We start from the raw sequence: 25,882 nt of genomic DNA, 5'->3' as shown, positions 1-25,882 counted from the left end.
ACACTCTTCATTGAGCAACAAAAAATAAATGGTGGCTAAGACGGGATTTGAACCTGTGACCCCATCATTATGAGTGATGTGCTCTAACCAGCTGAGCTACTTAGCCATCTTTTTTGTTAGCACTTCATCGCTGAGTGCGGGGCGTATTATGCTGATATGCCCCAAATTCGTCAACACCTTTTTTGCAAAAAAACACTTAAGTTGGTTTGTTTGCAGGAAAAATAGGCTAACCGGCTACTTTTTAATTAAAACGTTGCTTTTTTAACACTCTTTATGAGCGTAGCATTGTAATTATAGCTTTGTTTTACAATTCTGAGCTTATGGTAAAAGTAGCTAATTATTGTTTTTATTCGGCTGAAAATAAAAAAGGCCCGTAAAAACGAGCCTTTCAAAACAATTAGCCACTCAAGGTGGTGCAGTGTTTAATTATACGTTGAACAAGAAGTTCATTACATCGCCATCTTTAACAATGTATTCTTTACCTTCTTGACGCATTTTACCTGCTTCTTTTGCACCGCTTTCGCCTTTACATGCAATAAAGTCATCAAAAGCAATTGTTTGTGCACGGATAAAGCCACGTTCAAAGTCGGTATGGATTTTACCTGCAGCTTGTGGCGCTGTTGCACCCACAGGGATAGTCCATGCACGAACTTCTTTTACACCCGCAGTAAAGTAGGTTTGTAAGTGCAGTAATTCATAACCGCCACGAATAACAAGGTTAAGCCCTGGCTCTTCAAGACCAAGGTCAGCCATAAACTCTAACTTGTCTTCATCTTCAAGCTCAGAAAGCTCAGACTCGATGGCAGCACACACAGGCACAACAACCGCATCTTCAGCGGCAGCTATTTCACGTACACGATCAAGTAGTGGGTTATTTTCAAATCCATCTTCTGCTACATTGGCAATATACATAGTTGGTTTGATGGTTAAGAAGTTAATAGGCGCAATTGCTGCTTTTTCTTCTTTTGTTAGTGCTAAAGAACGTAAAGTTAAGCCTTCATCAAGATGCACTTTTACTTTTTCAAGTACTGCATTTTGCTCTTTTGCGTCTTTATCACCGCCTTTTGCTTTTTTTGCATTACGGAAAATTGCTTTATCAGCACTGTCCATATCAGCAAGTACAAGCTCAGTGTTGATCACGTCAATGTCGTCCGCAGGGTCAATAGTACCGGCTACGTGAATAACGTTTTCATCTTCAAAACAGCGAACTACATGGCCAATCGCATCTGTTTCACGAATATTTGCTAAAAACTGATTGCCTAGGCCTTCACCTTTCGATGCACCTTTAACTAAACCTGCAATATCCACAAATTCCATACTTGTTGTAAGAATACGTTGTGGGTTAACAATTTTAGCAAGTTCGTCTAGGCGAGGATCTGGCACCGGTACCACACCTGTATTAGGTTCAATGGTACAAAAAGGAAAATTAGCGGCTTCAATACCCGCTTTAGTCAATGCATTGAAAAGTGTTGATTTACCAACATTAGGCAAGCCAACGATGCCACATTTAAAACCCATAGTAAGATACCTTGTTTAGATTCGTTTAAAACGTGTGTACGTATACCCCTAAAAATTAGGGTTTAAACGAATGTAGTCTGTTTTGTGCTTTTAACACACCGTCTTTAGCAAGTATTTCCATACAACGAACTGCTTCATCAACTGCGGCATCCATTTTTTCCTGATCTTCCTTGGCTGCTTTTCCAAGCACCCAACCGGTGACCATTTCACGATGTCCTGGATGACCAACACCTATGCGTAAGCGCATAAAGTCTTTTTGATTTGCCATTTTTGCAATAATGTCTTTTAAGCCATTATGACCGCCATGTCCGCCGCCTTTTTTTAATTTGGCAACGCCTGGGTCTAAATCCAATTCATCATGGGCGACAAGTATGTCTTCCACTGGGATTTTAAAAAAATTGGCTAAACTACTCACCGCTTTGCCACTTAAGTTCATGTAAGTGGTGGGGATCAGTAATTTGAATTCTTTGCCTTGAATAATCACTTTGCCAGTAAGGCCGTGATATTTAGGGTCGTGTTTTAGCGTGCAGTTGTAGCGTGCAGCGAGTTCTTGAATGAACCAAGCACCTGCGTTGTGGCGTGTATTTGCGTATTCGGGGCCTGGATTAGCCAGGCCCACAAGCATTTGAATAGAATTCAAGGTGCGAGACCTTAAATATTATTCTGCAGCGTCTGAAGCGTCGTCTTCAGTTGGAGCTGCTTTGTTAGCTTTGATAGTAACGATAGACTGATCGTGGCCTTCGCCTTTACCAAGCTCAACAGATTGAACACCTTTAGGGAACGCAAGATCTGTAAGGTGGATTGAATCACCAGCTACAAGATCAGATACGTCTACTTCGATGAATTCTGGAAGTGACTTAGGAAGACAAGAAATCTCAACTTCAGTTAACTGGTGAACAACAGTTGCACCTAACTTAGTTACTTTATCTTCACCGATGAAGTGTAAAGGAACCTTAGTTACTAGTTTGTGAGTTGCGTCTACACGTTGGAAATCAAGGTGAGTAAGCTTAGGCTTGAAAGGGTGACGTTGGATATCTTTTAAGATAGCTTCAACTTTCTCGCCACCTACATTTAATGTAAGGATGTGAGTGTAAAAGCCTTCGTCTTCTTGTGCTTTGATCATATCTTTATGTTCAAAAGTAAGCGATAAAGCTTCTTTATCAGCTCCATAAAGGATTGCCGGCACTTTGTCTTCGCGACGTAGGCGGCGGCTCGCACCAGTACCAGTTTCTACGCGAAGTTCAGCGTCATAAGTATAAGTTGTGTTAGACATGATGTCTCCAATAATTAAAAGTGTTAGGGCCTTTGCGACCAAGGTCCCTAGCCAAAAGGCGCGCTATCATACCACTGCGGGTTTATAAAATAAACATCACCTACAAAAAAAGCGCCAAAAGGCGCTTTTATACTCATTAATGTTTAACTTTAATGTTCAAACATTGCCGAGATAGATTCTTCGTTGCTAATGCGACGAATAGTCTCTGCTAACATATCTGCAAGTGTTAATACTTTAACAATATCAAGCGCTTTTAGTTCGTCAGACAGTGGAATTGAGTCAGTTACAATCACTTCATCAATCACAGAGTTACGTAAGTTTTCTGCAGCTGTACCAGAAAGAATAGGGTGAGTAGCGTAAGCAAATACACGTTTAGCACCATGCTCTTTAAGAGCTTCAGCTGCTTTACACAATGTACCACCGGTATCAATCATGTCATCAACAATAATACAATCACGACCTTCAACGTCACCAATAATATGCATTACTTGAGAAACGTTAGCTTGAGGGCGACGTTTATCAATAATAGCTAGGTCGGTATCGTTTAATAGTTTTGCAATTGCACGGGCACGTACAACACCACCAATATCAGGTGATACAACAACCACGTCATCAAAGTCGCGGTTTTTCATATCTTCTAATAATACCGGGCTGCCAAATACGTTATCTACTGGTACATCGAAGAAGCCTTGGATTTGCTCAGCATGTAAATCAACCGTAAGAACGCGGTCAACACCTACACTTGATAAGAAATCCGCAACCACTTTAGCTGTAATTGGCACACGCGCAGAACGTACACGACGATCTTGACGAGCATAACCAAAATAAGGAATAACGGCAGTGATACGACCGGCAGATGCACGTCGTAGCGCATCAACCATAACGATAAGTTCCATCAGGTTATCGTTAGTAGGGGCACAGGTTGATTGTAAGATAAAAACATCCGAGCCACGAACATTTTCATTAATTTGAACACTGATCTCACCGTCACTAAAACGGCCAACAACAGCATCGCCTAATTCAATATATAAACGTTTTGCAACTTTTTGAGCTAGGTCAGGTGTTGCGTTACCAGCGAAGAGCTTCATGTCAGGCACGGTAGGGTTCCTCAGGCACTGAATTTTTGGACTAACTTACATTGAATGAACAAAGTAGGTTAACTTATGATTACTTGTACGTTACTTCATTTATCAATGATGGCGGCTAACTCCGTGTGAGCAGGAGAAGTATTAACGCTTGATGCGATAAACCCCTGCCAAGTATGGGGGAGGTTAGCAAGTACATCTTGTGCTTGAACTTGACTAGCAAATTCAACAAAACAACATGAACCTGTTCCGGTCATCTTTGATGGGGCGTATTTTAGCAACCACTGCAGGGTTTTTTCAACCTCGGGACACAGCTTTTTCACTAAAGGCTCACAATCGTTAGTCAAAACCTGTTGTTGCCAGTCACCTAAAAGTTTAGGCGTGTCACGTTTTAAATCGGGGTGAGTAAATATTTGTGCAGTACTGACATGCTGGTTTGGAAAAACAACGCAGTACCATTTTTGTGGCAATTTAACATACTCTAATTGCTCGCCAATGCCATGTGCTATGGCACTTTTACCTTTAATGAATACAGGTACGTCAGCACCGAGCTTCAAGCCTAAATCTGCAAGTTCATCTAGTGTAAGAGCGGTATTCCACAGTGTATTAAGCGCTAAAAGTGTTGACGCGGCATCGGATGAGCCACCACCAACACCTCCGCCCATAGGCAAACGTTTAGTTAAATTTATTTTTGCACCTACATTCACTTTACACTGAGTTTGCAATAATAAAGCTGCTTTATAAATTAAGTTGTCAGTTAGTGCAATGCCATGAGTGTCACCGCTAATACTAATACTTTTATCATTAGTAAGCGTAAAATGGAGCTCGTCGCCATAGTTTAAAAATGTAAACAGGGTTTCTAATTCATGATAGCCATCATCACGGCGACCATTAATATGTAAAAATAAATTTAGCTTCGCCGGCGCAATCAGCGAAAGTTCAAAGGGAGTATTCATAATTAGTTAAACTGCCAATCGTAGAGTTTGATTTTAATTTTAATCTTTTGATGGGTTAAGGTTAGCGCGTTAGGTAACCAAAAACCGTGTTTTTGTATGTAACTGGTGTAGTTTATTTGCCATTTTTTGCCAGCGTCATCAAACCATAACACGCTTTTAGCACGGCCTAATTGATCGACTTCTAAGGTTTGATCGTCAATAGTGGCTTTTAACCACTGACCGGCGTTATTTACCGGTAAAGTAAACCCCGTTAAGCGTTGTAAAAGTTTACTCGCATTAGTATCAAAAAACTGTTGATCATCAAATATTAATTCAGCCCCCACTGCGGTTTGTTTGAGCGATAAAATTCGGGTGCCAATAAATGTGGTTAACACTAAATGATTACTATTTTGTGTTTGTTGCCAATTTAAGTTAGCAGATTGGCGCTCATCAGGGCTAATAAACGCTAATTTACCTTCCACCTGCCAAGTTTTTTGTGTACTAAGACGTAACTTCCAGTCTTCGTAAGTTTTTGTATTGTAGTTGTTTTTATTGGCGCAGCCCGTTAAAAAAACAAATAACAGGGTTAAAATAAAATATTGTCGAGTCAAATGTTGTTCCTTACTTTCCATATTCCTGAGATTTTTGATAAAATTGCCGCCTATGTAGTAGGGCTCAGCAATATTTGGCAGATATGACCATAATAGCACTTGGTATTAATCACAAAACCGCATCCGTAGATTTACGAGAAAAAGTGGCCTTTTCGCCTGAGCAAATTTCAGAGGCGCTACAGCAATTAAGTGGTCATGCCGACTTTAATGAAGCGGTTATTGTGTCTACCTGTAATCGCACTGAAGTGTATTGTAGCCTTGCGCAACAAAATTCCCAAACATTGTTGCAATGGTTAGCCAGTTTCCATGGTTTAGATGAACATGAACTGAGTAAAAACATCTACTGTTATGAAGACAGCGCAGCAATAAACCATTTAATGCGTGTAGCCTGCGGGCTTGATTCGCTGGTGTTAGGTGAACCACAGATTTTAGGGCAAATAAAGCAAGCGTATAACAGCGCTAAAACCCACGATGCGGTGGGTGTAACTTTTGATCGTTTGTTTCAAAAAACCTTTTCAGTGGCAAAAGAAGTACGCACCGAAACTAACATTGGTGCGAGTGCAGTCTCGGTTGCGTTTGCTGCGGTTAATCTTGCAAAGCATATTTATGGCAAATTAGACAAAACCAAGGTGCTATTAATTGGTGCTGGTGAAACCATTGAGCTGGTAGCAAAACATTTATACCAAAATGAGCCACAAAAAATAACGGTAGCTAATAGAACAATAGAACGGGCTCGCGGCTTAGCGGATGAAGTGTCAGCAGATGTTATTGCCTTGGCACAATTACCAGAACGATTACACCAAGCCGATATTGTTATTAGCTCCACCGCCAGTACTTTGCCTATTATTGGTAAAGGAGTGGTGGAACAAGCACTGAAACAACGTCGTTATAAACCTATGCTATTTATAGATATTGCTGTACCACGCGATATTGAAAGCCAAGTCGGAGAGCTTGACGACGCTTATTTATATTCCGTTGATGACTTACAAGCCATTGTTAGCGAAAACATGGCTGCACGTGAGCAAGCGGCAGAACAAGCACAAATTATTATTAGTGAGCGCACCAAAGAGTTTTTTATGTGGCTGCGTTCACTTGATTCAGTGGATTTAATTCGCCACTACCGTAATGATGTACAAACTACAAAAACAGAACTTGTAGATAGGGCCCTAAGCCAGCTTAATACAGGTAAAAATGCAGAAAAAGTAATTTTAGAGCTAGCCAATAAATTAACCAATCGCTTAATGCACGCGCCTACCCGTGCCATCCAAGATGCAGCGAAAAAAGGTGAAGTGGCTCAGTTAAATCAATTGAAAAAAATGTTAGGTATAGATCAGGAATAACAGTTAAATGAAAGAGTCCGTTTATCGTAAATTAGAAACCTTAGTTGAGCGCTATGAAGAAGTACAAGCGCTACTAAGTGACCCATCGGTCATTAGTGATCAAAACCGCTTTCGTACTCTTTCAAAAGAATACTCTGAGCTTGAAGAAGTGGTAAAAACATTTTTAGCGTACCAGCAAGCACAAGAGGATTTGAGCAGTGCTGAAGAAATGCTTAAAGATTCAGATCCTGAAATGCGTGAAATGGCACAAGAAGAATACAAAGAAGCAAAAGCACAGATTTCGACTTTAGAAGATGACATTCAAGTTCTGATGCTCCCTAAAGATCCGAGAGACAACAACAATGTATTTTTAGAGGTTCGTGCAGGAACAGGGGGCGATGAAGCTGCTATTTTTGCTGGCGACTTATTCAGAATGTATAGCCGTTACGCAGAAACAAAAAAATGGAAAGTAGAGGTTGTTACCACCAACGAAGGTGAGCACGGTGGTTACAAAGAAGTAATTGCTAACATCAGCGGTGAAGGTGTTTACGGACAATTAAAATTTGAATCAGGCGTTCACCGTGTACAACGTGTTCCTGAAACTGAGTCTCAAGGCCGTGTACATACCTCAGCATGTACTGTAGCTGTTATGGCTGAAGTACCAGAAGCAGAAGCCATCGAAATCAATACTGCCGACATTAAAGTTGATACTTTTAGAGCGTCGGGCGCGGGTGGTCAGCACGTAAATAAAACCGACTCTGCCATTCGTATTACCCATTTACCTACGGGTGTAGTGGTTGAGTGTCAAGATGAGCGCTCTCAGCATAAAAACCGTGCTAAAGCGATGTCGGTATTGGCTGCGCGCCTTCAGCAAGCTGAAGATGAAAAGCGTCATGCTGCTGAAGCATCAGAACGTCGTAACTTAGTTGGCAGCGGCGATCGTTCTGAGCGTATTCGTACATACAACTATCCACAAGGTCGTATTACCGATCACCGTATTAACTTAACGCTTTATCGTCTTAATGAAGTGGTAGCGGGTGATTTAGGCGCCGTTGTCGAGCCTCTAATGCAAGAGCATCAAGCAGATTTACTTGCAGCAATGGGCGACGATTAATCGTGACGCCTTCTGTTGAAAACGCTATTACTACAGGTACTAATTTATTAGCATCAAGTAGTGATAGCGCAAAGTTAGATGCACAAGTATTACTGCTCAATATTTTACAAAAGCCACGAAGTTATTTATTTACTTGGCCTGAAAAACAGCTCACAGATGAACAGTATCAGGCATTTCAACGTGCCTGTGAACGTCGCTTACAAGGCGAACCTGTTTCGCATATTACCGGCTGTCGTGAATTTTGGAGTTTGCAGCTTGAAGTGAACCCAACAACACTTATCCCTCGACCTGATACAGAAACCTTAGTTGAACTTGCGCTTGAGTGCGAAGTGCCTAAAAACGCGAAAGTACTTGATTTAGGCACGGGCACGGGAGCTATAGCACTGGCACTTGGGAGCGAAATGCCCTCATGGGATATTATTGCTGTTGATCGTATTGATGATGCGGTAGCGTTGGCAAAGCGCAACCAAGAGCGATTAGCTATTAATAATGTGACTGTTGAGCAGAGTAACTGGTTTAGTGCGTTAAAAAACAAAAAATTTGATCTAATTGTAACCAATCCACCCTATATAGAACATGACGATGTTCACTTACATCAAGGCGACGTGCGCTTTGAACCTTTGTCTGCATTAGTCGCAGATGATGCAGGAATGGCTGATATTAAACAAATAATTACACAATCACGTGACTATTTACACGCAAGTGGCTATCTTTTAATTGAACACGGATTTGAGCAAAGTGCAGCTGTGCGTCATATTTTCAATCAAATGGCGTTTATAAATGTAAGCACAGTGAAAGATCTTGGTAATAACGACCGCGTAACGTTCGGACAATGGCCCTAAATTATTTATAGTAGCTCCGTTGTTTGTTTGCATATGGTTTAAGGAATTCTATGTGATGGAAGATTTTTTATTTTCAAATGAACAACCACCTGAAGTAGCAAGTGAAGAGCAAGGAACATGGAAAGTTTTAATAGTTGATGATGAGCCAGAGGTTCACGCTGTTACCCGTTTAGCATTGAGTGACTTTAAGTTCCAAGATAAACGTTTGGAATTTATTAGCGCATATTCAGGTGCAGAAGCAAAAAAGTTAATTGATGAGCACCCAGATGCAGCCATCATCCTACTCGATGTTGTTATGGAAACTGACGACGCTGGTTTGCAAGTCGCGAAATACATACGCAATACCGTTAAAAATAATTACATTCGTATCATTTTACGCACTGGGCAACCAGGTCAAGCCCCTGAGCGTCAAGTCATTGTCAATTACGACATAAATGACTACAAATCTAAAACAGAACTCACCGCACAAAAACTATTCACCGTGATGATGGCTAGTCTTCGTTCGTATCGCGATATTATTTCTATTGAGCAGTCACGTGAGGGGCTGGAAAAAATAATAACCGCCTCTCGCAATATTTTTGCAACTCATTCAATGGATAACTTTATTGAAGGGGTGATGCAGCAGCTAACCTCCTTGCTTAATGTGGCCGACGAAGCTATGTATGCCACTACCTTAGTTGCGCAAAATCCGTCAGAGGAATTAAATAAAAAACTGATTGTTTGCTCTGGCACTGGTGATTTTGCTAAGCGCGAAGGGGAAGAGCTAGAAACAGTATTAGCAGCAGATCAACTCTTAGCGTGCCAAGAAGCCCTAGCTAACAAAGCAATTGTTTATAAAGATGACTATTTGTTTGCCTATTGTAGTAGTAAATTTAATCATAATTCGATGTTATTTGTATCCGGTGTGCCATCAAAACTGACAGATACGCAACGAAATCTAATCGAAATTTTTTCTCAAAATGTGCAGTTGGCATTTGAAAATGTACAATTACACACTGAAGTTGAAGCCACCCAGCAAGAACTTGTCTATCGTTTAAGCGAAGCAGTTGAACAGCGTTCATGTGAAACGGGTAATCATGTAAAACGGGTTGCTTATATTTGTTATGAACTGGCATTAGCGTATGGATTATCTGAAGAGCAAGCGAATTTAATTCGCTTTGCCTCGCCTCTACATGATGTGGGTAAAATAGGTATTCCGGATGCTATTTTAAATAAACCCGGTAAATTAAACAGTGATGAGTGGGAAGTTATGAAAACCCATGCAGGCAAAGGCTACGCCATTTTAAAAGATTCACCGCGTAAAATAGTCAGTGCAGGGGCCTTAATTGCACAGCAACATCACGAAAAATGGGATGGGTCTGGTTACCCTTGCGGCTTAAAAGGCGAGAGTATCGATATTTTTGCTCGCATAGTGGCATTGGCCGATGTGTATGATGCACTGCGTCATAAACGTTGTTATAAAGGTGCGTGGACACTTGAAGAAGCCGTTGCTGAGATCAATGCAAACAAAGGTACGCATTTTGATCCTAAACTTGTTGATGTATTCAATGATAAACTTGAAGAACTTGAAGCGGTAATTTTACGCTTTCCTGATAAAACACATAACTAAACAGAAGTAACAATACACATGGATTATTTAGCATTAAAACATACGCACATGGCGATTGCGCTAGTGAGTATTATTTTATTTTACGTACGTTCTTTTTCGCGCATGGGCAGTGGCAGCCTTGCTAAAAATAAAGTGGTTTTCATTGGTAGCCACAGTATAGATACCTTACTAATCATCTCGGCTATTACTTTAATGGCCATGGCTAAAATAAACCCGTTAGAGCAACTTTGGCTATTAGAAAAAATTGTATTGGTGGTTGTTTATATCGCCGTTGGGATTATTAGTGCGAAGCAAACCACAACATTACCTAAAGTTATGTTTTTAGTGTTTAACACTGCGGTTATCTTAGCTATTGGCTTTTTAGCAACCGCCAAAGCCCCGCTATTGTTGTAATTAACAATACTTGCTTAAGCTTTACACTACAGGTGTAAAGCTTGCCTCTTTATTTCATTTCTGATTATTGGTATCTAACCTTAAAATTAGGTAAACTACGTGTTCGTTTTCTAGAATGTTGTAGTATGAATGACCACCCTCGGGTTTGATGAACACGATGAATCTTATATAGAAGATGCCTACGATGATTTTTTGCCACCGGCAATATATCGTTGTATTAAAGCAGAAGCTAAATGGGACCCTCAAATAGACTTAACACCAAGTCTTGAAATATTGACTGCGTTTGAGCAACAAATAGAGACTATTTGTTCGCAAACACGCGATGCACATGATCGTTTAGAACAACTACTTGATTGCTTTTACAGTCAGTGGTTATTTAGTGCGTCAAGCCTTAAAGTACCTGAGTACAAGCTAAACAGTATTAGCTACACCTTATCTATGCGCAGTGGTACACCCACGACCTTAGCTATTTTGTTATGCCATTTTTTACAGCATGCAAAACTTGATGCTAGTGTAAGCATAACTCAAGGCGAAGTGGGCATTCACGTCGCAATGAGCGATGATGAAGGGTACATTGTTGAGCCAAGTAGTGGTCAACAAAGCTGGTATATCATTCCTGAAAATACCAACGAAGATAATGCACAAGAGCAAGAGCCTCTTGAGCTTATTTTTGAAGACGAAGTATATAAATTATTTTTAGCGCAACAAAAATGGTCTTTTATTAGTGAGAACAAATTTGGTCATGCGTTAACTTGCGTTGATTTGTTAATGGAAATGCTAGGGGATGATCCCTATGAGCGACGCGACAGAGGCTATTTACTAAATCAGCTAGGTTGCCCTAAAATGGCACGAGATGATTTACAATTTTTTGTTGATGAATGTCCCGACGACCCTGCTATTGAAGTCATCCAACATCAAATCGAAGAACTTGAAGATAATCATAAAACCCACCATTAAAAATAAAAATAGGAAACGTTATGGCTGATCCCCAAACTGCCTTGATCACCAATGATGCTGTTGTACTAGGTTTACTGGCGATTATTTTAGGCTTTATTTTTAAAACCTCGTCAAGTCAGCGCCCAGGGCTTGTAACATTTTACAAATATGTGCCTGCATTATTGCTGTGCTATTTTTTACCATCGTTGCTAAATACCTTTGGTATTGTTGATGGCTCGCAATCGAGTGTGTATTACGTTGCCTCGCGGTATTTATTACCTGCGTGTTTAATCTTACTAACTATTAGCATTGATTTAAGAGCGATTATTAATCTAGGCCCTAAAGCATTAATTATGTTCTTAACGGGCACCGTAGGTATTGTGATTGGTGGGCCATTAGCTATTTTAATTATGAGTGCCGTTTACCCTGAAGCAGTGGGTGGACATGGCCCTGATGCTGTTTGGCGCGGTATGACAACTATTGCGGGTAGCTGGATTGGCGGCGGCGCAAACCAAGCGTCTATGAAAGAGATGTTTGAAGTTGGCGGTGATATCTTCTCTGCTATGGTTACTGTTGATGTGATTGTGGCTAATCTATGGATGGCGGTATTATTATTAATGGCGGCTAACCATAAAGCGATTGATGCCAAAGCGGGGGCCGATACCACTGCGATTGAAGATTTAAAACAGCGTGTTGAAAAATACCATGCAGAGCATGCCCGTATGCCAACGCTGAATGATTACATGATGATTATTGCTATTGCCTTTGGTATTACTGGTTTAGCACATTTTTGTGCTGATATTTTAGGACCGTTCTTTGCCAATAACTATGCATGGGCAAAAGAATACAGTTTAAATAGTAAGTTCTTTTGGCTTATTGTTATATCGACCACTATAGGCATTAGTTTATCGTTCACTAGAGTGCGTCATATCGAAGCCTTTGGCTCGTCTAAAGTGGCATCAGCATTTTTATATATCTTAGTAGCATCAATTGGCCTGCATATGAATGTGATGGCGATTTTTGATTCACCAATGTATTTTGTGCTTGGTGCAATTTGGATGCTAACTCACGCCAGCTTAATGCTGATTGTTGCTAAACTAATTAAAGCGCCGTTATTTTACATGGCTGTTGGCTCTCAGGCCAATGTAGGTGGCGCGGCCTCGGCTCCTGTTGTCGCCGCTGCGTTTCATCCATCACTGGCACCGGTCGGCGTTTTATTAGCGGTACTAGGCTATGGTGTAGGTACATATATGGCGTATATTTGTGGATTAATGATGCAAGCAGTTGCACCATAAGGAATTAAAATGAACAACCAAGTTATAAATATTAATCAAATAGAACTGGCAAATGATAAACCTTTCGTTTTATTTGGTGGCATGAATGTGCTGGAATCTCGTGATTTAGCGATGCGAATTGCCGAGCATTATGTTGAAGTGACTACTAAATTAAATATTCCTTATGTATTTAAGGCGTCATTTGATAAAGCCAATCGCTCGTCAATCAATTCTTACCGTGGTCCGGGCATGGAAGAAGGCTTAAAGATATTTGAAGAGATTAAAAATACCTTTAATATTCCGCTGATCACCGATGTGCACGAACCTCATCAAGCAGCACCGGTTGCTGAGGTTGTTGATGTTATTCAGCTACCGGCATTTTTGGCTCGTCAAACAGACTTAGTGGTTGCAATGGCAAAAACAGGCGCGATTATTAATGTGAAAAAGCCACAGTTTTTAGCCCCACATGAAATGCGTCATATCATTACTAAATTTAATGAAGCGGGCAATAATAATGTGGCCTTGTGTGAACGTGGTTCAAGCTTTGGTTATAACAACCTAGTGGTTGATATGCTGGGCATGGATGACATGAAAACCATGGCGCCCGTTATATTTGACGCTACTCATGCGCTACAACGTCCTGGCGGTCGAGCTGATTCAGCCGATGGTCGTCGTGCTCAAGCAGCAGAACTGGCTCGTAGTGGCATGGCACTGGGTATTGCAGGCTTATTTATTGAAGCACACCCAAATCCAAATGAAGCAAAATGTGATGGCCCTTGTGCATTAGCACTGAGTAAATTAGAAGGGTACTTATCGCAAATGAAAGCGGTTGATGATTTAATCAAAAGCTTTGCTCCGCTTGATACCAGTGCTAGCGATTTATAAAAGAGTGATTAACTCATAAAAAAGCGACTTAGGTCGCTTTTTTTGTGGCTTGAATATACTCTTTCCCAGCATAGGTATATAATTCACCGCATAAGAAAAACTAATTCTAAGCTTGGTTGCCATGTCAAGACGAGTTCCTCCATTAAACGCGCTAAAAGCTTTTGAAGCTGCAGCCCGTCATTTAAGCTTTACTAAAGCCGCAGAAGAGTTGTATGTGACGCAGGCTGCGGTAAGCCATCAAATTAAAACCCTCGAAGAGCACTTAGGGTTAAAGTTGTTTTTGCGTAAAAATCGCTCGTTACTTCTAACCGAAGAAGGTCAAGGCTACTTTTTAGATATTAAAGAGATTTTTACTCAGCTAATTGACGCAACCGAAAAGCTACTAGCCCGTGGTGCAAAAGGCTCGCTAACAGTGAGTTTAACCCCGAGCTTTGCGATTCAATGGCTTATTCCTCGATTGAGCTTATTTAACGAGTTACACCCTGAAATTGATGTGCGAATTAAAGCCCAAGATCAGGACGAAAACTCGTTAACAGACGATGTTGATATTTCAATTTATTATGGTCGCGGTCATTGGAGTGGCGTACAAGCTTATAAATTGCACACTGAATACTTAGTGCCACTGTGTAGCCCATTATTGTTAAGTGGCCCTAGAGCGCTTAATCAACCAAGTGATTTAGCAAACCATACGTTGTTGCATGACACCACTCGTAAAAACTGGAAAACATGGATGAAAACCGCGGGTGTTCGCAACGTACAAGTTAACCAAGGGCCTATTTTTAGTCATTCATCTATGGTGCTGCAAGCTGCGGTACATGGCCAAGGTGTTGCAATTGGTAATAGTGTTTTAGCAAAACCAGATATTGATGCAGGTCGATTAGTGATCCCGTTTAATCACAGTTTAGAAAGTAAAAACGCCTATTATTTGGTGATCCGTGAGTCGCAAAATGAATTAGGTAAAATTGTGTCATTTAAAGATTGGATGTTAAGCCTAGTTGAGCAGGAGCAAGAATATTAATGAGCATTGAATGGGTTAAAAGCAGTCAGCAACCTGCAATCGCACAGTTTATATTTGCGCATGGTGCAGGGGCTGGCAGTGATTCTGAGTTTATGCAAACCATGGCCAAACAGCTCAGTGAGTATGGTATTGACGTTGGGCTGTTTGATTTTGAATACATGCAAATTGCTAAACAAACCAATAAACGTCGCCCACCAGAGCGAGCACCAAAATTACTTACATATTTTGATCATATACTTACTCAAGCTGATGCAAATTTACCGCTATTTATAGGGGGTAAATCAATGGGCGGGCGCATGGCGTCTATGCTTGCTTGCTCAACCTCGCATGCTGTTTTAGGTGTACTTGCGTTTGGTTATCCGTTTCATCCACCGGGCAAGCCAGAAAAGCTCCGCACAGATCACTTTGCAGACATACCATGTCCTTTTTTAGTACTACAAGGTGAACGAGACACCTTTGGCACCCGTGAAGAGCTTGCCACAATGGCAATGCCAAAACAGCCGCAGTATATATGGTTAACTGATGGTGACCACTCACTAAAACCACGTAAAAAAAGTGTTATAACTGAGCATCAAAACCTGAATGTTGCAGCAATGCAGGCGGCTAACTTTATCAACAGCACCATTGAGAATGTAAAAGAGGAAAAACATGATTAAACTATTTTTACTCGCAGGCAGCTTTTTTTGTATGCTTTCAGTGATACTGGGCGCATTTGCTGCCCATGGTTTAAAAAGTCGCTTATCAGATTATGCTATTGGTATTTTTAAAACCGCCGCCGAGTATCAAATGGTACATGGGCTGGCACTGATTGCAGTGGCAATCTTAATAAAGTGGGGCATTAACTTAAGCATGGCAGGTGGTTTTTTTATAGCGGGTACACTGTTATTTAGTGGCAGCTTATATTTACTGGCTTTAACCGGCTTAAAGTGGCTGGGCCCAATTACACCTCTAGGTGGACTGTGTTTTATTATTGGTTGGATAGTTATTTTAGTGCAAGTTGCACGATTTAAGTTTTAAAGAGTTTAAGGGTTAATATGTCTAGTGTTGTGATTTACTGTCGTAGTGGTTTTGAAAGCGATGCCGCTGCTGAAATAACGTTTCACGCCGCCGAGCAAGGGTTTGCAGGGTATGTAAAAGCAAAACCAAATACCGGTTATGTTATTTATGAATGTTTTGAAGCGCAGCACAGCGACGAAATAATCAAAAAAGTTGATTTTAAAAATATGGTATTTGCACGCCAATGGTTTGCCGGTAACCTGATAGAAAATATGCCATTAGAGGATAGAGTGGGCGCTATTGTAGATGCCGCAAAAGACTTTACTTTATGCTCTGAACTACGAGTAGAAACACCCGATACCAATGAGGGCAAGGAGTTACTGACTTTTTGTAAAAAGATATCAACTCCGCTTAAAAAAGCGCTCGAGAAACAAAACACCGTATTGCGTGAACCAAAAGCCAATCGTCCAGTAATGCATGTGCTGTTTTTAGCTAATAATACTGCGTATGTGGGTCACTCTTATAGCTATAACAACTCACCTTTCTTTATGGGGATTCTGCGTTTACGTATGCCAAACGATGGCCCAAGCCGTTCAACCCTTAAGTTAGATGAAGCATTTAATGTATTTATTCCTGAGCAGCAGCGTGAGTCAAGAGTACAAGCTGGGATGCGCAGCGTTGATTTAGGTGCTTGCCCAGGTGGTTGGACTTATCAGTTGGTTCGCCGTGGTATGTTTGTTAGCGCGATAGATAATGGTCCAATGAATGAAAGTTTAATGGAAACAGGACAAGTAAAACATTTTAGAGAAGATGGTTTTAAATACCGCCCAGAAAAAAGAAACATAACCTGGTTAGTTTGCGATATGGTAGAAAAACCAACGAAAGTAACTAACTTGATGATTGACTGGGCAGTAAATGCCTATGCAAAAGAGCTTATTTTTAATCTAAAACTACCGATGAAAAAACGCTTTGATAGTGTATATGAATGTCTAAAAATGATTAGGGAGGAAATGGCGAAGTTCGGTATTAGCTACGAATTACAAGCTAAGCATTTGTACCATGATCGTGAAGAGATAACGGTGCACTTAAACGTAATTAAAGTACCACAAAGCTTATATAGTTAATTGATTAGCGAGTATAAAAAATGGGCCAACAGGCCCATTTTTTTTAACTACGATATTGTGGTCGGTAATGCTCAACCCATAACCGTGTAGCGCCGCACACTGCCACAGGCATCACAATTAAATTTATAAATGGGATAGCGGTTAGCAGCATCACTGCAAAGCCAAACCCGTAAGATAAGCCTTGTTTGCTTTTTAAGTCATTTTTCATTTGAGTGAAGCTAACTTTGTGGTTATCAAAAGCATAATCTTTATATTGCACCGCATACATCCAGCAGGTAAAAAGCACCCAGAGCACTTGGCCTATTACCGGTAACACCCACAATAGAATAAAAAAGCCAATAGCGCGCGGGAGGTAGTAGCAAAGCTTAGTCCATTCTCGGCCTAGCATTCGCGGCACATCTTTGACTAAATCAGCTAATCCATCGTCGTTGATTTTTTGACCAGTTAAATACAGCTCAACTTTTTCACTTAGCAAGCCATTAAAAGGTGCGGCGATAAAGTTAGTAATAACGGTAAATAACATACTGTAACTAAACAGCACCACCAGTACAGCAATTGGCCACATTAACCATTCGAGCCAACTTAACCATTCAGGGAGCATGGTATTTACGGCATTAAAGCCATCACTCAGCCAGCCAAATAAAAAGAATAAGGAACTACCAAATAATAAAATATTAATAAGTAGGGGGATTAGTACAAAGCGTTTTAGTCCTTTTTGACTAATTAACTTAAATCCGGAAAAAAAATATTCCATACCTTGCGTTATTTGCACACTAACCTCATCGATTATTTATCTTTTGGCTATTATAAATAGCCTGATGATTTTAAACAGTACTTTTAAGTAACAAAGTATTTAATAAATGGTATTTCAAATAGAATGATAATAAATTGTTAGCTTGGGCAATTGCTTTGAATTCTTCGAAAGTGCTTAATGAAATAAAATGCTCGGCAATAGACAAAATTACCATAGATGCTAATTTCAATATTATGTATAGTCAAAAGACTATAATAAATTATTATATAGAATATAGCGGCGCATTTAGCGTAAGTGACTGTTGAGGAATATAATTTGATTGAAATAATGAGAGTCAGAAAGCTGCTTTCTCAGCAACAAAGTATATTATCTAAAATAGCCTTGGGTGCGCCACTTGATGAAGTACTTGAAAATATTTGTTTATCTATTGAGGAGCTTATTGAAGACTCCTCTGCAAAGTGCTCTATATTAACACTCAAAGGTGAACAGCTATTTCATAGTGCGGCGCCTAATATTGCAAAGGGTTACTGTGAGGCAATTAATGGCGTACATATCGGCCCCAGTGTTGGCTCATGCGGTACTGCAGTGTATGAAAAAAAGCGAGTAATAGCCTCAGATATTGCAACATCACCCTTATGGGAAAACTATAAAGCGTTGGCATTGAGTTTTGATTTAAGGTCGTGCTGGTCAACCCCTATTATTTCAACCCAATCAGACATATTAGGCACTTTTGCAATTTATCATGACAGTGCCAAGTCACCGACACCACAAGATTTAGAGTTAATAGACTTTTTTGTTGATTTCACCAGTATTGCTTTAGAAAAGCACACAGAGTCACTAAAATCAAAAGTGTTACTTGCAGAATTACAGCAAAGTAATGAAAAGTTTAAAGCCTTCGCAAAAGTACTTCCCGATCTAACTCTTATTTTGAGTGAAGAAGGGGAGTATACCAACGTTTACGGCACTACTAATGAAAGTTTATATTTAAGCCAAGAGCATGTGATTAATCGTAATGTCAGAGATATTATGCCTCCCGAGGATGCTAATCCTATTATGGCGGTAATTGCCAAAACGCTTCAAACTAATGAAGTTCAAGTGTTTGAGTATCAGCTAAATATAAAAGGTAAACAACTTACATTTGAAGGACGAACAGCCCCGCTTGAAAGTTACCAACCTAATAATCCCTCTCAGCGACATGTAGTATGGATGGCCAGAGATATCTCTACTCGTAAAGCGGCAGAAGAAGAGGTGCAACGGTTAGCATTTTTTGACCCGCTTACAAACCTCCCGAACCGCAGAATGCTCAATGATAAACTCAGTATGTATGTTGAACAAATTAAGCAGTCTGATCACACGGGCGCACTCTTATTTTTAGATTTAGATAATTTTAAACGTATAAACGATTCATTAGGGCACAATGCCGGTGATGAAATACTGGTTGAGCTATCACAACGACTAACGCGTGTTTTAAACCCAACAGATACCCTTGCCCGCGTGGGCGGTGATGAATTTATTATACTCATTGAGAATGTAGGAGATAGCCATAAGCAAGCGAGTCTTGAATCAGAATTAATGGCTAAAGTGGTACAAAGCGTTTTTTATGACAAGTTTGAGATAGGGGATTTGGCGTTTCAAGTTAGCTGCAGTATAGGTATATGTTTAATTAATAACGCCAATGCTATTAGCGAAAATATTTTAAAATTTGCAGATACCGCCATGTATCGCTCTAAAATGAAAGGCGGTAATAGTAGTAGCTTTTACGATCCTGCACTGCAAACCTTACTGGAAAATCAAACTGAGCTTGAAACAGATATAGTCAGAGCGATTGCATGTGATGAATTTTGTGCTTACTTTCAGCCTCAATTATCAATTGATGGCAGTATTATTGGTGCAGAAGCACTCATACGATGGAATCACCCAACCAAAGGACTAATCTCTCCTAATTCGTTTATTCCGATTGCCGAGCAATTTGGCTTAATTCAAAAGTTACAAAACATTGTATTGCGCGATATTTGTATTTTACTGGAAACACTTCGAGATCATAACGCACTGAAAAACCAGTTTAATGTGTCTATTAACATTAGCCAGTGTCAGTTTAATTCTTCTACTTTAAAAGGAGAATTGTTTAAAGCGATTGAGACGTATGATGTATTACCCTCACAAATTAAATTAGAGATCACTGAGTCCATGTTAGCGGGTGATTTAATGAGTACGGTAAAGCAAATGAAAGAGCTAAAGTCGCAGGGATTTGTATTTTCAATTGATGACTTTGGTACCGGCTACTCGTGTTTAAAGCACTTGAGTGTTTTACCGATAGACGAACTAAAAATAGATAAAAGCTTTATTGATAAAGTGTTGGATAACGCATCGGGGCAAAGCATTGTTCAGTCTATTATTGGTTTAGGTCATAGTTTAGATATTAATATTGTAGCCGAAGGGGTCGAAAGTGCTGAGCAACTACATGTATTAAAGTCGATGGGTGTAAATGCTGTGCAAGGTTATTTATTTGCAAAACCATTAACACACAGCAATTATTTAAAATGGCATAAAGAGCACCAGTAACCTGGTGTTTATCATTAACTGAGGCGACAAGTTTAGTTACCCCAATCAATAAGTCGCTTTGTTTAACCTCTAATTGGGCAGTAACGTTTGCTAACTTACTGCGTTTTAGCTCAAACAGAAATGTATACTTTTTGTTTGTTTGCTAGCTAAGTGTAATGAGTTTTTTACTATTTTGTAACAGTTGCACAAATCATTGCTGTGGCATTGGTTTAGCGTTTTTAACGCGTTAAACTAGTCAGGAATTGGCAATAAGTCTACTTGTTGTGACATTATCTAAACGTAAACACGACAGGTACTTGAAACTTGCTTTTGAGTTGCTTTTTCGTTCGTTGTAACTATGGTTTAGGGTTATGTCATGGTATGTCGCTATGTCGGTAACTGTAAAAAACCATTAGGAGCGATAAATGAATACCACGAAAGCAGCTTTAAAGTCGGGTGAAATACACTCTCCCCGAGTAAAGTTTCTGGAAGGGGTTGATATACCCGTTTTTTTAATCAGTGGCGGTATATTAGTTTTATTTGCCGCGCTGGCACTGTACGACATAAAACTGATGTCGGATTGGATAAACTCTGCCTTTGCCTTCTCCACCAAAATATTTGGCGCCTTTTGGCAAGTTCTGCTGTTATTAACCTTTGTGATTGGCATATTTTTAGCCGTAGGCCGCACCGGTTCAGTGGTGCTCGGCGGTTTAAAAACCCCTGAAATATCTACCTTCAAATGGATAAGTATAATTATGTGTACTTTGCTTGCAGGTGGCGGTGTATTTTGGGCCGCAGCAGAGCCAATGGCACACTTTATTTCTCCGCCCCCGTTATTTGGTGGTGAAACTGGCACAAGGGATGCCGCCTATAACGCCCTTGCACAAAGCTTTATGCACTGGGGGTTTTTAGCCTGGGCTATTTTAGGTAGTTTGACCGGTATTGTTTATATGCATCTCCATTACGAAAAAGGATTACCGCTTAAACCGCGCACTTTGCTTTACCCGGTATTTGGCGATCGCGCAATGAAAGGTGCGCTTGGTACTATTGTTGATGCATGTTGTGTACTCGCTGTGGTTGCTGGCACTGTTGGTCCTATTGGTTTTTTAGGTTTACAAGTGAGTTTTGGTCTAGAAAAGTTGTTTGCCATTCCTGATACCTACACCACGCAGGTGGTTATTTTATTTAGCTTAATTGGAATTTACACACTTTCAGCGGTAAGTGGGGTTACCAAAGGTATTCAGCTACTAAGCCGTTTTAATGTTGTACTGGCAGTGTTGCTGATGTTGTTTATATTACTAATGGGGCCAACTGCGTTTATTATCGACAGTTACATTCATTCCTTTGGTTTGTATTTAGATAACTTTATTCCTATGGCTACATTTCGTGCCGATAAACCGTGGCTAGACTGGTGGACTGTATTCTTTTGGGGCTGGTTTTTAGGTTATGGCCCATTAATGGCTATGTTCGTTGCACGTATATCCCGTGGACGTACTATTCGTGAAATGATTTTACTTATTTCTGTGGTTGCCCCTGTGATCACGTGTTTTTGGTTTACTATTGTTGGCGGCTCAGGCATCTTTTTTGAATTAAATAATCCTGGCGTTATATCAGAGCCTTTTGCTGGGCTTAATTTGCCAGCGGCATTGTTAGCCATCACTGAGCAGTTACCTATGGGATTTGTTGTGTCGGTGTTATTTTTAGTACTGACCACTATTTTTGTGGCAACAACAGGTGATTCAATGACGTATTCGGTATCTATGGTAATGACGGGTACCGATCACCCACAAACGTCTATTCGAGTGTTTTGGGGGATTATGATGGGGGTGATGGCGGCGTTGCTTATTTCTATAGGCGAGGGCGGAATTTCAACCTTGCAGTCGTTTATTGTGGTCACTGCGGTGCCAGTTTCGTTTGTGTTACTACCTTCGTTGTGGACAGCACCACAAATAGTTAAGAAAATGGCAGACGAACAAGGGCTTTAATAATTGATAAAGAGCGCTAATAAGCGCTCTTTTTCTGGGTACATCATATTCTCACCTTGTTATTGAGCTATTTATTATCCTAGCAATAAGCTAACCCACTAAAAATAACTTAGCCTAAGTAGGTTGTTCATTCCTATCGATACGGTATAGTTTAAATATATTTAAGCATAACCTTGAGATAAACCATGCAGTTAGTCGACTTAGACCCTTGTGATCAGGATGTGATCAACGTATTTGCTGACATAGATCGACTTATTAGCTCATTATATCCTGTAGCAACTTCACAAGCGCTTACAGTTAATGAGCTTGGTTTACCGGGCGTTTACGCTGTAGGGTTAAAAAATCAAGACGGAATAGTTGCCTGTGGCGCAATAGTAAAGCAATTTGATGGTAGCTGGTATGGCGAAATTAGACGGCTTTACGTAAAACCTAGCTATCGCGGAAAAGGCTTATCGCGGCGTATTATGCAAATTTTATTGCACTATGCAGGCGAAGAAGAAATCCCAATCATAAAACTAGAAACAGGACCAAAGCAAATACAATCAATCCATCTTTATGAGAATTTAGGGTTTGTGCAATGTGCCCCTTTTGGTGAATACACAGAAAACCCGAATAGCTTATTTATGGAGCTTGCGCTCAGCTAATATTGCTTTGTTTGAAGCTTTTATTTATCAATTTCAATCCTAACTCGTTACGAGTAGAAATACTTGTTGGACATGAATCACTATTTTTCTTTTAATGCGCGGCAACTAGCCGGTTTGGCATTCATAAATAAAAGAGAAAGATAAATGAAAGAGACAACATCACTAGAACAAGCTCGTACGAGCTACAACGTTCGTCATTGGAGCCAAGGTTTTTTTGGTATTAATGATCAAGGTGATGTGTATGTTGCGCCAAAGGCTGATGCCCCACAGCAAACCATTGCACTAACAGACATTGCTAAGCAGCTTGAAGAAAAAGGCTTAAGTTTGCCAGCACTCGTTCGTTTTCCACAAATATTACACCATCGTGTGCATAGCTTATGTGGCGCATTTAATACCGCAATAGAAAGCTATGGGTATCCAAAAGACTATTTATTAGTTTATCCGATTAAAGTAAATCAACAGCGCGAAGTCGTTGAAGAAATTGTTGCCAGTCAAGCACAAGTAGAAAAAAAACAGCTAGGTTTAGAAGCAGGCAGCAAGCCAGAGTTATTAACCGTATTAGCATTGGCTGAAAAAACCAGTGCGGTGATTGTGTGTAATGGCTACAAAGATAAAGAATATGTGCGCTTAGCGCTGATTGGCGAAAAGCTGGGCCATAAAGTGTATATCGTACTTGAGAAATTGTCTGAGCTGGACATGGTACTTAGCCAAGCCAAAGAACTTAATGTAAAACCGCGCATTGGTATTCGTGTGCGTTTAGCCTCGCAAGGCAAAGGTAAATGGCAGGCCAGTGGCGGTGAAAAATCGAAGTTTGGGTTGTCTGCTTCACAAGTGCTGTATGTAGTAAACCGTTTAAAAGAAACTGATCAGCTTGATTTAGTACAGCTTGTGCATTTTCACTTAGGGTCGCAAATGGCCAACATTCGTGATGTACGCTTAGGTGTAAGTGAAGCTGCGCGTTTTTATTGTGAATTACGTAAGTTGGGTGCACACATAGAGTGCCTTGATGTAGGGGGCGGTTTAGCGGTTGATTACGACGGCACACGCAGTCAATCACACAACTCAATGAACTACAGTTTAGCTGAATACGCAAATAATATTGTGTACACCATAGGTGATATTTGTAAGCAGTATGAACAGCCTTTCCCTACCATTATTTCAGAGTCGGGAAGAGCATTAACGGCGCACCATGCAGTGCTTATTTCCAATGTAATTGGCACCGAAACATATGCACCTGAAGAAATAGAAGCGCCAGCAGATGATGCGCCGCAATTACTTAAAAATATGTGGATTTCATGGCAACAATTGCATGTACTTACTGATGACCGTGCATTAATTGAGATTTTTCACGACAGCCAAGGCGATTTAGCTGAAGCGCATAGTCAGTTTGCTATGGGATTATTAGATTTAACCCAACGCGCATGGGCCGAGCAAATTAATTTGCGTGTGTGTTATGAGCTTAATAAATTAATGGATAACAAAAACCGTTTTCATCGACCGATTATAGATGATCTGAATGCGCGTTTAGCGGACAAGTTTTTTGTCAATTTCTCATTGTTTCAGTCATTGCCTGACGCGTGGGGTATTGACCAAGTGTTTCCGGTATTGCCATTAAGTGGTTTAACGCAAGCTCCACAAAAACGGGCTGTGTTACTAGATATCACCTGTGATTCAGATGGCGCATTAGAGCATTATGTTGATGGTCAAGGCATTGAAAGTACGTTGCCAGTACCTGAGTTTACAGCAGACAAACCTTATTTAATGGGGTTTTTCTTAGTAGGTGCCTATCAAGAGATTTTAGGCGATATGCATAACTTATTTGGTGATACGCACAGTGCTATTGTCAATATGGATGAGCAAGGTATTGCTAGCATTACAGAGATTAATCATGGTGATACTGTGGCTGACATGATGCGTTATGTACATTTAGATGTTGAAGGTTTTCAGCAGTCATACGCGCAGTTAGTCAGCGCAAAAATTGCACCAGATGAACAGCAAAGCGTTTTAGACGAGTTGCAAAGCGGCCTTGATGGCTACACTTATTTAGAAGAGTTATAAGCAATGTCTAGCTTGTTTGGTTGTGTTGACCACTCATTGTACTCAAATGGGATGACGTTTTTACGTCGTCCTATGGTACAAAACATTAACGCGATTGAAGCCGATGTAGTGGTATTGGGTCTACCGTTTGATTTAGCCACTTCAGGGCGCCCTGGTGCCCGCTTAGGACCTGATGCTATTCGCAGAGCATCGGTACATTTAGCATGGGAAGATACAAAATACCCATGGACATTTCCATTGTTTGAGCGCTTAACCGTGGCGGATGCTGGCGACTTTACTTATCCGGTAGGCGACCCTGAATATTTTACCGCGCAATTAGAAATGGCGGCAGAGCAAATACTTCGCCAAGGTAAAACATTATTAGGCTTGGGTGGCGATCATTTCGTAACGTTACCACTATTGCGCGCACATGCAAAAATTCATGGCAAAATGGCATTAGTTCACTTCGATGCGCATACCGATACCTATAGCAACGGCTCGCGTTTTGATCACGGCACCATGTTTTATCATGCGCCAATGGAAGGGTTAATTGATGTTAATCACAGTATTCAGCTCGGCATTCGTACTGACTTTGATCAAAGCAGGCATGAGTTTGCAGTGATTGATGCCATGCAAGCCAATGATCTGCATGCGAATGATATTGCAGCTCAGATTATTGAGCGAGTGGGTGATTTACCGGTTTACTTAACCTTTGATATAGATTGTTTAGACCCCGCCTTTGCACCAGGTACGGGCACACCCGTGTGTGGTGGTTTAACCTCTGATAAAGTGCTTAAAATCTTACGCGCACTGAAAGGGGTTAATATGGTGGGAATGGATGTGGTTGAAGTATCCCCATCGTACGACCAAAGTGAGCTTACCGCCATTGCCGCTGCAACGATTGCCAGTGAATTACTGCATTTATGGGCATTTAAGCATAAATATTAATATGTGTTAATGCAGTTTAAAAAGCGCCAATTTGGCGCTTT

Annotated in this window: 24 protein-coding genes and 1 tRNA gene; 17 read left to right on the top strand and 8 right to left on the bottom strand. The window is 40.5% G+C overall.

The genetic code is table 11. The features are described from left to right. Positions 1-29 precede the first annotated feature (29 nt). The 7 genes from CWB78_RS14575 to lolB form a co-directional block, all read right to left on the bottom strand. A tRNA-Met gene (locus tag CWB78_RS14575) sits at positions 30-106 on the bottom strand. Between the two features lie 320 nt (positions 107-426). Then, the gene (ychF, locus tag CWB78_RS14570) at positions 427-1,518 is read right to left on the bottom strand and encodes a redox-regulated ATPase YchF (RefSeq protein WP_008115165.1); all 1,092 of its coding nucleotides are present in this window, start codon (positions 1,516-1,518) and stop codon (positions 427-429) included. 55 nt (positions 1,519-1,573) lie between these two features. After that, positions 1,574-2,158, bottom strand: coding sequence for an aminoacyl-tRNA hydrolase (pth, locus tag CWB78_RS14565; protein WP_008115166.1), 585 nt, complete (start codon positions 2,156-2,158; stop codon positions 1,574-1,576). Positions 2,159-2,176: 18 nt separating this feature from the next. Continuing rightward, positions 2,177-2,791, bottom strand: coding sequence for a 50S ribosomal protein L25/general stress protein Ctc (locus tag CWB78_RS14560; protein ID WP_010388341.1), 615 nt, complete (start codon positions 2,789-2,791; stop codon positions 2,177-2,179). A 149-nt stretch (positions 2,792-2,940) separates the two neighbouring features. Then, a complete protein-coding gene (locus CWB78_RS14555) occupies positions 2,941-3,888 on the bottom strand; it encodes a ribose-phosphate pyrophosphokinase (RefSeq protein ID WP_008115168.1) in 948 nt (315 codons plus the stop codon). Positions 3,889-3,974: 86 nt separating this feature from the next. After that, positions 3,975-4,832, bottom strand: a complete 858-nt coding sequence (gene ispE, locus CWB78_RS14550) for a 4-(cytidine 5'-diphospho)-2-C-methyl-D-erythritol kinase (RefSeq protein ID WP_075169575.1) — start codon at positions 4,830-4,832, stop codon at positions 3,975-3,977. 2 nt (positions 4,833-4,834) lie between these two features. After that, positions 4,835-5,422 carry a lipoprotein insertase outer membrane protein LolB gene (gene lolB, locus CWB78_RS14545; RefSeq protein WP_010388344.1) on the bottom strand — a complete coding sequence of 196 codons (588 nt, stop codon included), beginning with the start codon at positions 5,420-5,422 and terminating at the stop codon, positions 4,835-4,837. Positions 5,423-5,505: 83 nt separating this feature from the next. Between lolB and hemA the strand changes: the two genes are divergently transcribed. The 12 genes from hemA to rlmM all read left to right on the top strand — a co-directional run bounded on the left by hemA (position 5,506) and on the right by rlmM (position 16,932). After that, positions 5,506-6,762, top strand: coding sequence for a glutamyl-tRNA reductase (gene hemA, locus CWB78_RS14540; protein ID WP_171040351.1), 1,257 nt, complete (start codon positions 5,506-5,508; stop codon positions 6,760-6,762). A 7-nt stretch (positions 6,763-6,769) separates the two neighbouring features. Next, positions 6,770-7,855, top strand: a complete 1,086-nt coding sequence (gene prfA, locus CWB78_RS14535) for a peptide chain release factor 1 (protein WP_010388346.1) — start codon at positions 6,770-6,772, stop codon at positions 7,853-7,855. Between the two features lie 2 nt (positions 7,856-7,857). Further along, a complete protein-coding gene (prmC, locus tag CWB78_RS14530; RefSeq protein ID WP_138596198.1) occupies positions 7,858-8,697 on the top strand; it encodes a peptide chain release factor N(5)-glutamine methyltransferase in 840 nt (279 codons plus the stop codon). 55 nt (positions 8,698-8,752) lie between these two features. Continuing rightward, a complete protein-coding gene (locus tag CWB78_RS14525) occupies positions 8,753-10,306 on the top strand; it encodes a DUF3369 domain-containing protein (RefSeq protein ID WP_010388348.1) in 1,554 nt (517 codons plus the stop codon). Positions 10,307-10,324: 18 nt separating this feature from the next. Then, entirely contained in the window at positions 10,325-10,699 is a 375-nt protein-coding gene (locus CWB78_RS14520) for a SirB2 family protein (protein WP_055013325.1), read from the top strand. Between the two features lie 129 nt (positions 10,700-10,828). Then, positions 10,829-11,656, top strand: a complete 828-nt coding sequence (locus CWB78_RS14515) for a tetratricopeptide repeat protein (RefSeq protein ID WP_010388352.1) — start codon at positions 10,829-10,831, stop codon at positions 11,654-11,656. Positions 11,657-11,676: 20 nt separating this feature from the next. Then, positions 11,677-12,930 carry a DUF819 family protein gene (locus tag CWB78_RS18890; protein WP_212750862.1) on the top strand — a complete coding sequence of 418 codons (1,254 nt, stop codon included), beginning with the start codon at positions 11,677-11,679 and terminating at the stop codon, positions 12,928-12,930. A 9-nt stretch (positions 12,931-12,939) separates the two neighbouring features. Further along, positions 12,940-13,794, top strand: a complete 855-nt coding sequence (kdsA, locus tag CWB78_RS18885; RefSeq protein WP_054202475.1) for a 3-deoxy-8-phosphooctulonate synthase — start codon at positions 12,940-12,942, stop codon at positions 13,792-13,794. A 121-nt stretch (positions 13,795-13,915) separates the two neighbouring features. Continuing rightward, on the top strand, positions 13,916-14,812 hold the full coding sequence (locus CWB78_RS14505) for a transcriptional regulator GcvA (RefSeq protein WP_008115185.1): 897 nt from the start codon (positions 13,916-13,918) through the stop codon (positions 14,810-14,812). After that, a complete protein-coding gene (locus CWB78_RS14500) occupies positions 14,812-15,468 on the top strand; it encodes an alpha/beta family hydrolase (RefSeq protein ID WP_138596196.1) in 657 nt (218 codons plus the stop codon). Before CWB78_RS14505 ends, CWB78_RS14500 begins: the two co-directional genes overlap by 1 nt. Beyond that, positions 15,461-15,829 (top strand): DUF423 domain-containing protein, encoded by a 369-nt coding sequence (locus CWB78_RS14495; protein ID WP_010388367.1) that lies wholly within the window; start codon positions 15,461-15,463, stop codon positions 15,827-15,829. Before CWB78_RS14500 ends, CWB78_RS14495 begins: the two co-directional genes overlap by 8 nt. A 17-nt stretch (positions 15,830-15,846) precedes the next feature. After that, positions 15,847-16,932, top strand: a complete 1,086-nt coding sequence (gene rlmM / locus CWB78_RS14490) for a 23S rRNA (cytidine(2498)-2'-O)-methyltransferase RlmM (protein WP_055013323.1) — start codon at positions 15,847-15,849, stop codon at positions 16,930-16,932. Positions 16,933-16,975: 43 nt separating this feature from the next. Here rlmM and cysZ read toward each other — a convergent pair whose 3' ends face one another. Next, complete coding sequence (gene cysZ, locus CWB78_RS14485) at positions 16,976-17,686, bottom strand: sulfate transporter CysZ (RefSeq protein WP_282454259.1); 711 nt, start codon at positions 17,684-17,686, stop codon at positions 16,976-16,978. A 315-nt stretch (positions 17,687-18,001) separates the two neighbouring features. Between cysZ and CWB78_RS14480 the strand changes: the two genes are divergently transcribed. The 5 genes from CWB78_RS14480 (at position 18,002) to speB (ending at position 25,841) form a co-directional block, all read left to right on the top strand. After that, positions 18,002-20,248: a putative bifunctional diguanylate cyclase/phosphodiesterase gene (locus CWB78_RS14480; protein ID WP_138596194.1), complete on the top strand. Its 2,247-nt coding sequence runs from the start codon at positions 18,002-18,004 to the stop codon at positions 20,246-20,248. A gap of 404 nt (positions 20,249-20,652) precedes the next feature. Further along, the gene (locus CWB78_RS14475) at positions 20,653-22,212 is read left to right on the top strand and encodes a BCCT family transporter (protein ID WP_138596192.1); all 1,560 of its coding nucleotides are present in this window, start codon (positions 20,653-20,655) and stop codon (positions 22,210-22,212) included. A gap of 185 nt (positions 22,213-22,397) precedes the next feature. Next, positions 22,398-22,856 carry a GNAT family N-acetyltransferase gene (locus CWB78_RS14470; protein ID WP_008467955.1) on the top strand — a complete coding sequence of 153 codons (459 nt, stop codon included), beginning with the start codon at positions 22,398-22,400 and terminating at the stop codon, positions 22,854-22,856. A 144-nt stretch (positions 22,857-23,000) separates the two neighbouring features. Next, positions 23,001-24,914: a biosynthetic arginine decarboxylase gene (gene speA, locus CWB78_RS14465; RefSeq protein ID WP_138596190.1), complete on the top strand. Its 1,914-nt coding sequence runs from the start codon at positions 23,001-23,003 to the stop codon at positions 24,912-24,914. A gap of 3 nt (positions 24,915-24,917) precedes the next feature. Beyond that, on the top strand, positions 24,918-25,841 hold the full coding sequence (gene speB, locus CWB78_RS14460; RefSeq protein ID WP_010388380.1) for an agmatinase: 924 nt from the start codon (positions 24,918-24,920) through the stop codon (positions 25,839-25,841). The last annotated feature ends 41 nt before the right edge of the window (positions 25,842-25,882 follow it).

The sequence above is a fragment of the Pseudoalteromonas sp. S1612 genome (assembly GCF_005887175.1).
GTDB lineage: Bacteria > Pseudomonadota > Gammaproteobacteria > Enterobacterales > Alteromonadaceae > Pseudoalteromonas > Pseudoalteromonas undina.
Note: the sequence above shows the minus strand (reverse complement) of the source record. Positions and strands in the feature narration are given on the sequence as shown.

What these genes read in the sequence shown, in the direction of transcription:
- CWB78_RS18890 (WP_212750862.1), top strand. Translation starts at nt 11,677, where the DNA reads ATGGCTGATCCCCAAACTGCCTTGATCACCAATGATGCTGTTGTACTA.
- speA (WP_138596190.1), top strand. Translation starts at nt 23,001, where the DNA reads ATGAAAGAGACAACATCACTAGAACAAGCTCGTACGAGCTACAACGTT.
- CWB78_RS14505 (WP_008115185.1), top strand. Translation starts at nt 13,916, where the DNA reads ATGTCAAGACGAGTTCCTCCATTAAACGCGCTAAAAGCTTTTGAAGCT.
- ispE (WP_075169575.1), bottom strand. Translation starts at nt 4,832, where the DNA reads ATGAATACTCCCTTTGAACTTTCGCTGATTGCGCCGGCGAAGCTAAAT.
- rlmM (WP_055013323.1), top strand. Translation starts at nt 15,847, where the DNA reads ATGTCTAGTGTTGTGATTTACTGTCGTAGTGGTTTTGAAAGCGATGCC.
- ychF (WP_008115165.1), bottom strand. Translation starts at nt 1,518, where the DNA reads ATGGGTTTTAAATGTGGCATCGTTGGCTTGCCTAATGTTGGTAAATCA.
- prfA (WP_010388346.1), top strand. Translation starts at nt 6,770, where the DNA reads ATGAAAGAGTCCGTTTATCGTAAATTAGAAACCTTAGTTGAGCGCTAT.
- CWB78_RS14520 (WP_055013325.1), top strand. Translation starts at nt 10,325, where the DNA reads ATGGATTATTTAGCATTAAAACATACGCACATGGCGATTGCGCTAGTG.
- CWB78_RS14525 (WP_010388348.1), top strand. Translation starts at nt 8,753, where the DNA reads ATGGAAGATTTTTTATTTTCAAATGAACAACCACCTGAAGTAGCAAGT.
- hemA (WP_171040351.1), top strand. Translation starts at nt 5,506, where the DNA reads ATGACCATAATAGCACTTGGTATTAATCACAAAACCGCATCCGTAGAT.
- CWB78_RS14500 (WP_138596196.1), top strand. Translation starts at nt 14,812, where the DNA reads ATGAGCATTGAATGGGTTAAAAGCAGTCAGCAACCTGCAATCGCACAG.
- cysZ (WP_282454259.1), bottom strand. Translation starts at nt 17,686, where the DNA reads ATGGAATATTTTTTTTCCGGATTTAAGTTAATTAGTCAAAAAGGACTA.
- CWB78_RS14475 (WP_138596192.1), top strand. Translation starts at nt 20,653, where the DNA reads ATGAATACCACGAAAGCAGCTTTAAAGTCGGGTGAAATACACTCTCCC.
- CWB78_RS14515 (WP_010388352.1), top strand. Translation starts at nt 10,829, where the DNA reads ATGACCACCCTCGGGTTTGATGAACACGATGAATCTTATATAGAAGAT.
- kdsA (WP_054202475.1), top strand. Translation starts at nt 12,940, where the DNA reads ATGAACAACCAAGTTATAAATATTAATCAAATAGAACTGGCAAATGAT.
- CWB78_RS14470 (WP_008467955.1), top strand. Translation starts at nt 22,398, where the DNA reads ATGCAGTTAGTCGACTTAGACCCTTGTGATCAGGATGTGATCAACGTA.
- speB (WP_010388380.1), top strand. Translation starts at nt 24,918, where the DNA reads ATGTCTAGCTTGTTTGGTTGTGTTGACCACTCATTGTACTCAAATGGG.
- CWB78_RS14560 (WP_010388341.1), bottom strand. Translation starts at nt 2,791, where the DNA reads ATGTCTAACACAACTTATACTTATGACGCTGAACTTCGCGTAGAAACT.
- CWB78_RS14495 (WP_010388367.1), top strand. Translation starts at nt 15,461, where the DNA reads ATGATTAAACTATTTTTACTCGCAGGCAGCTTTTTTTGTATGCTTTCA.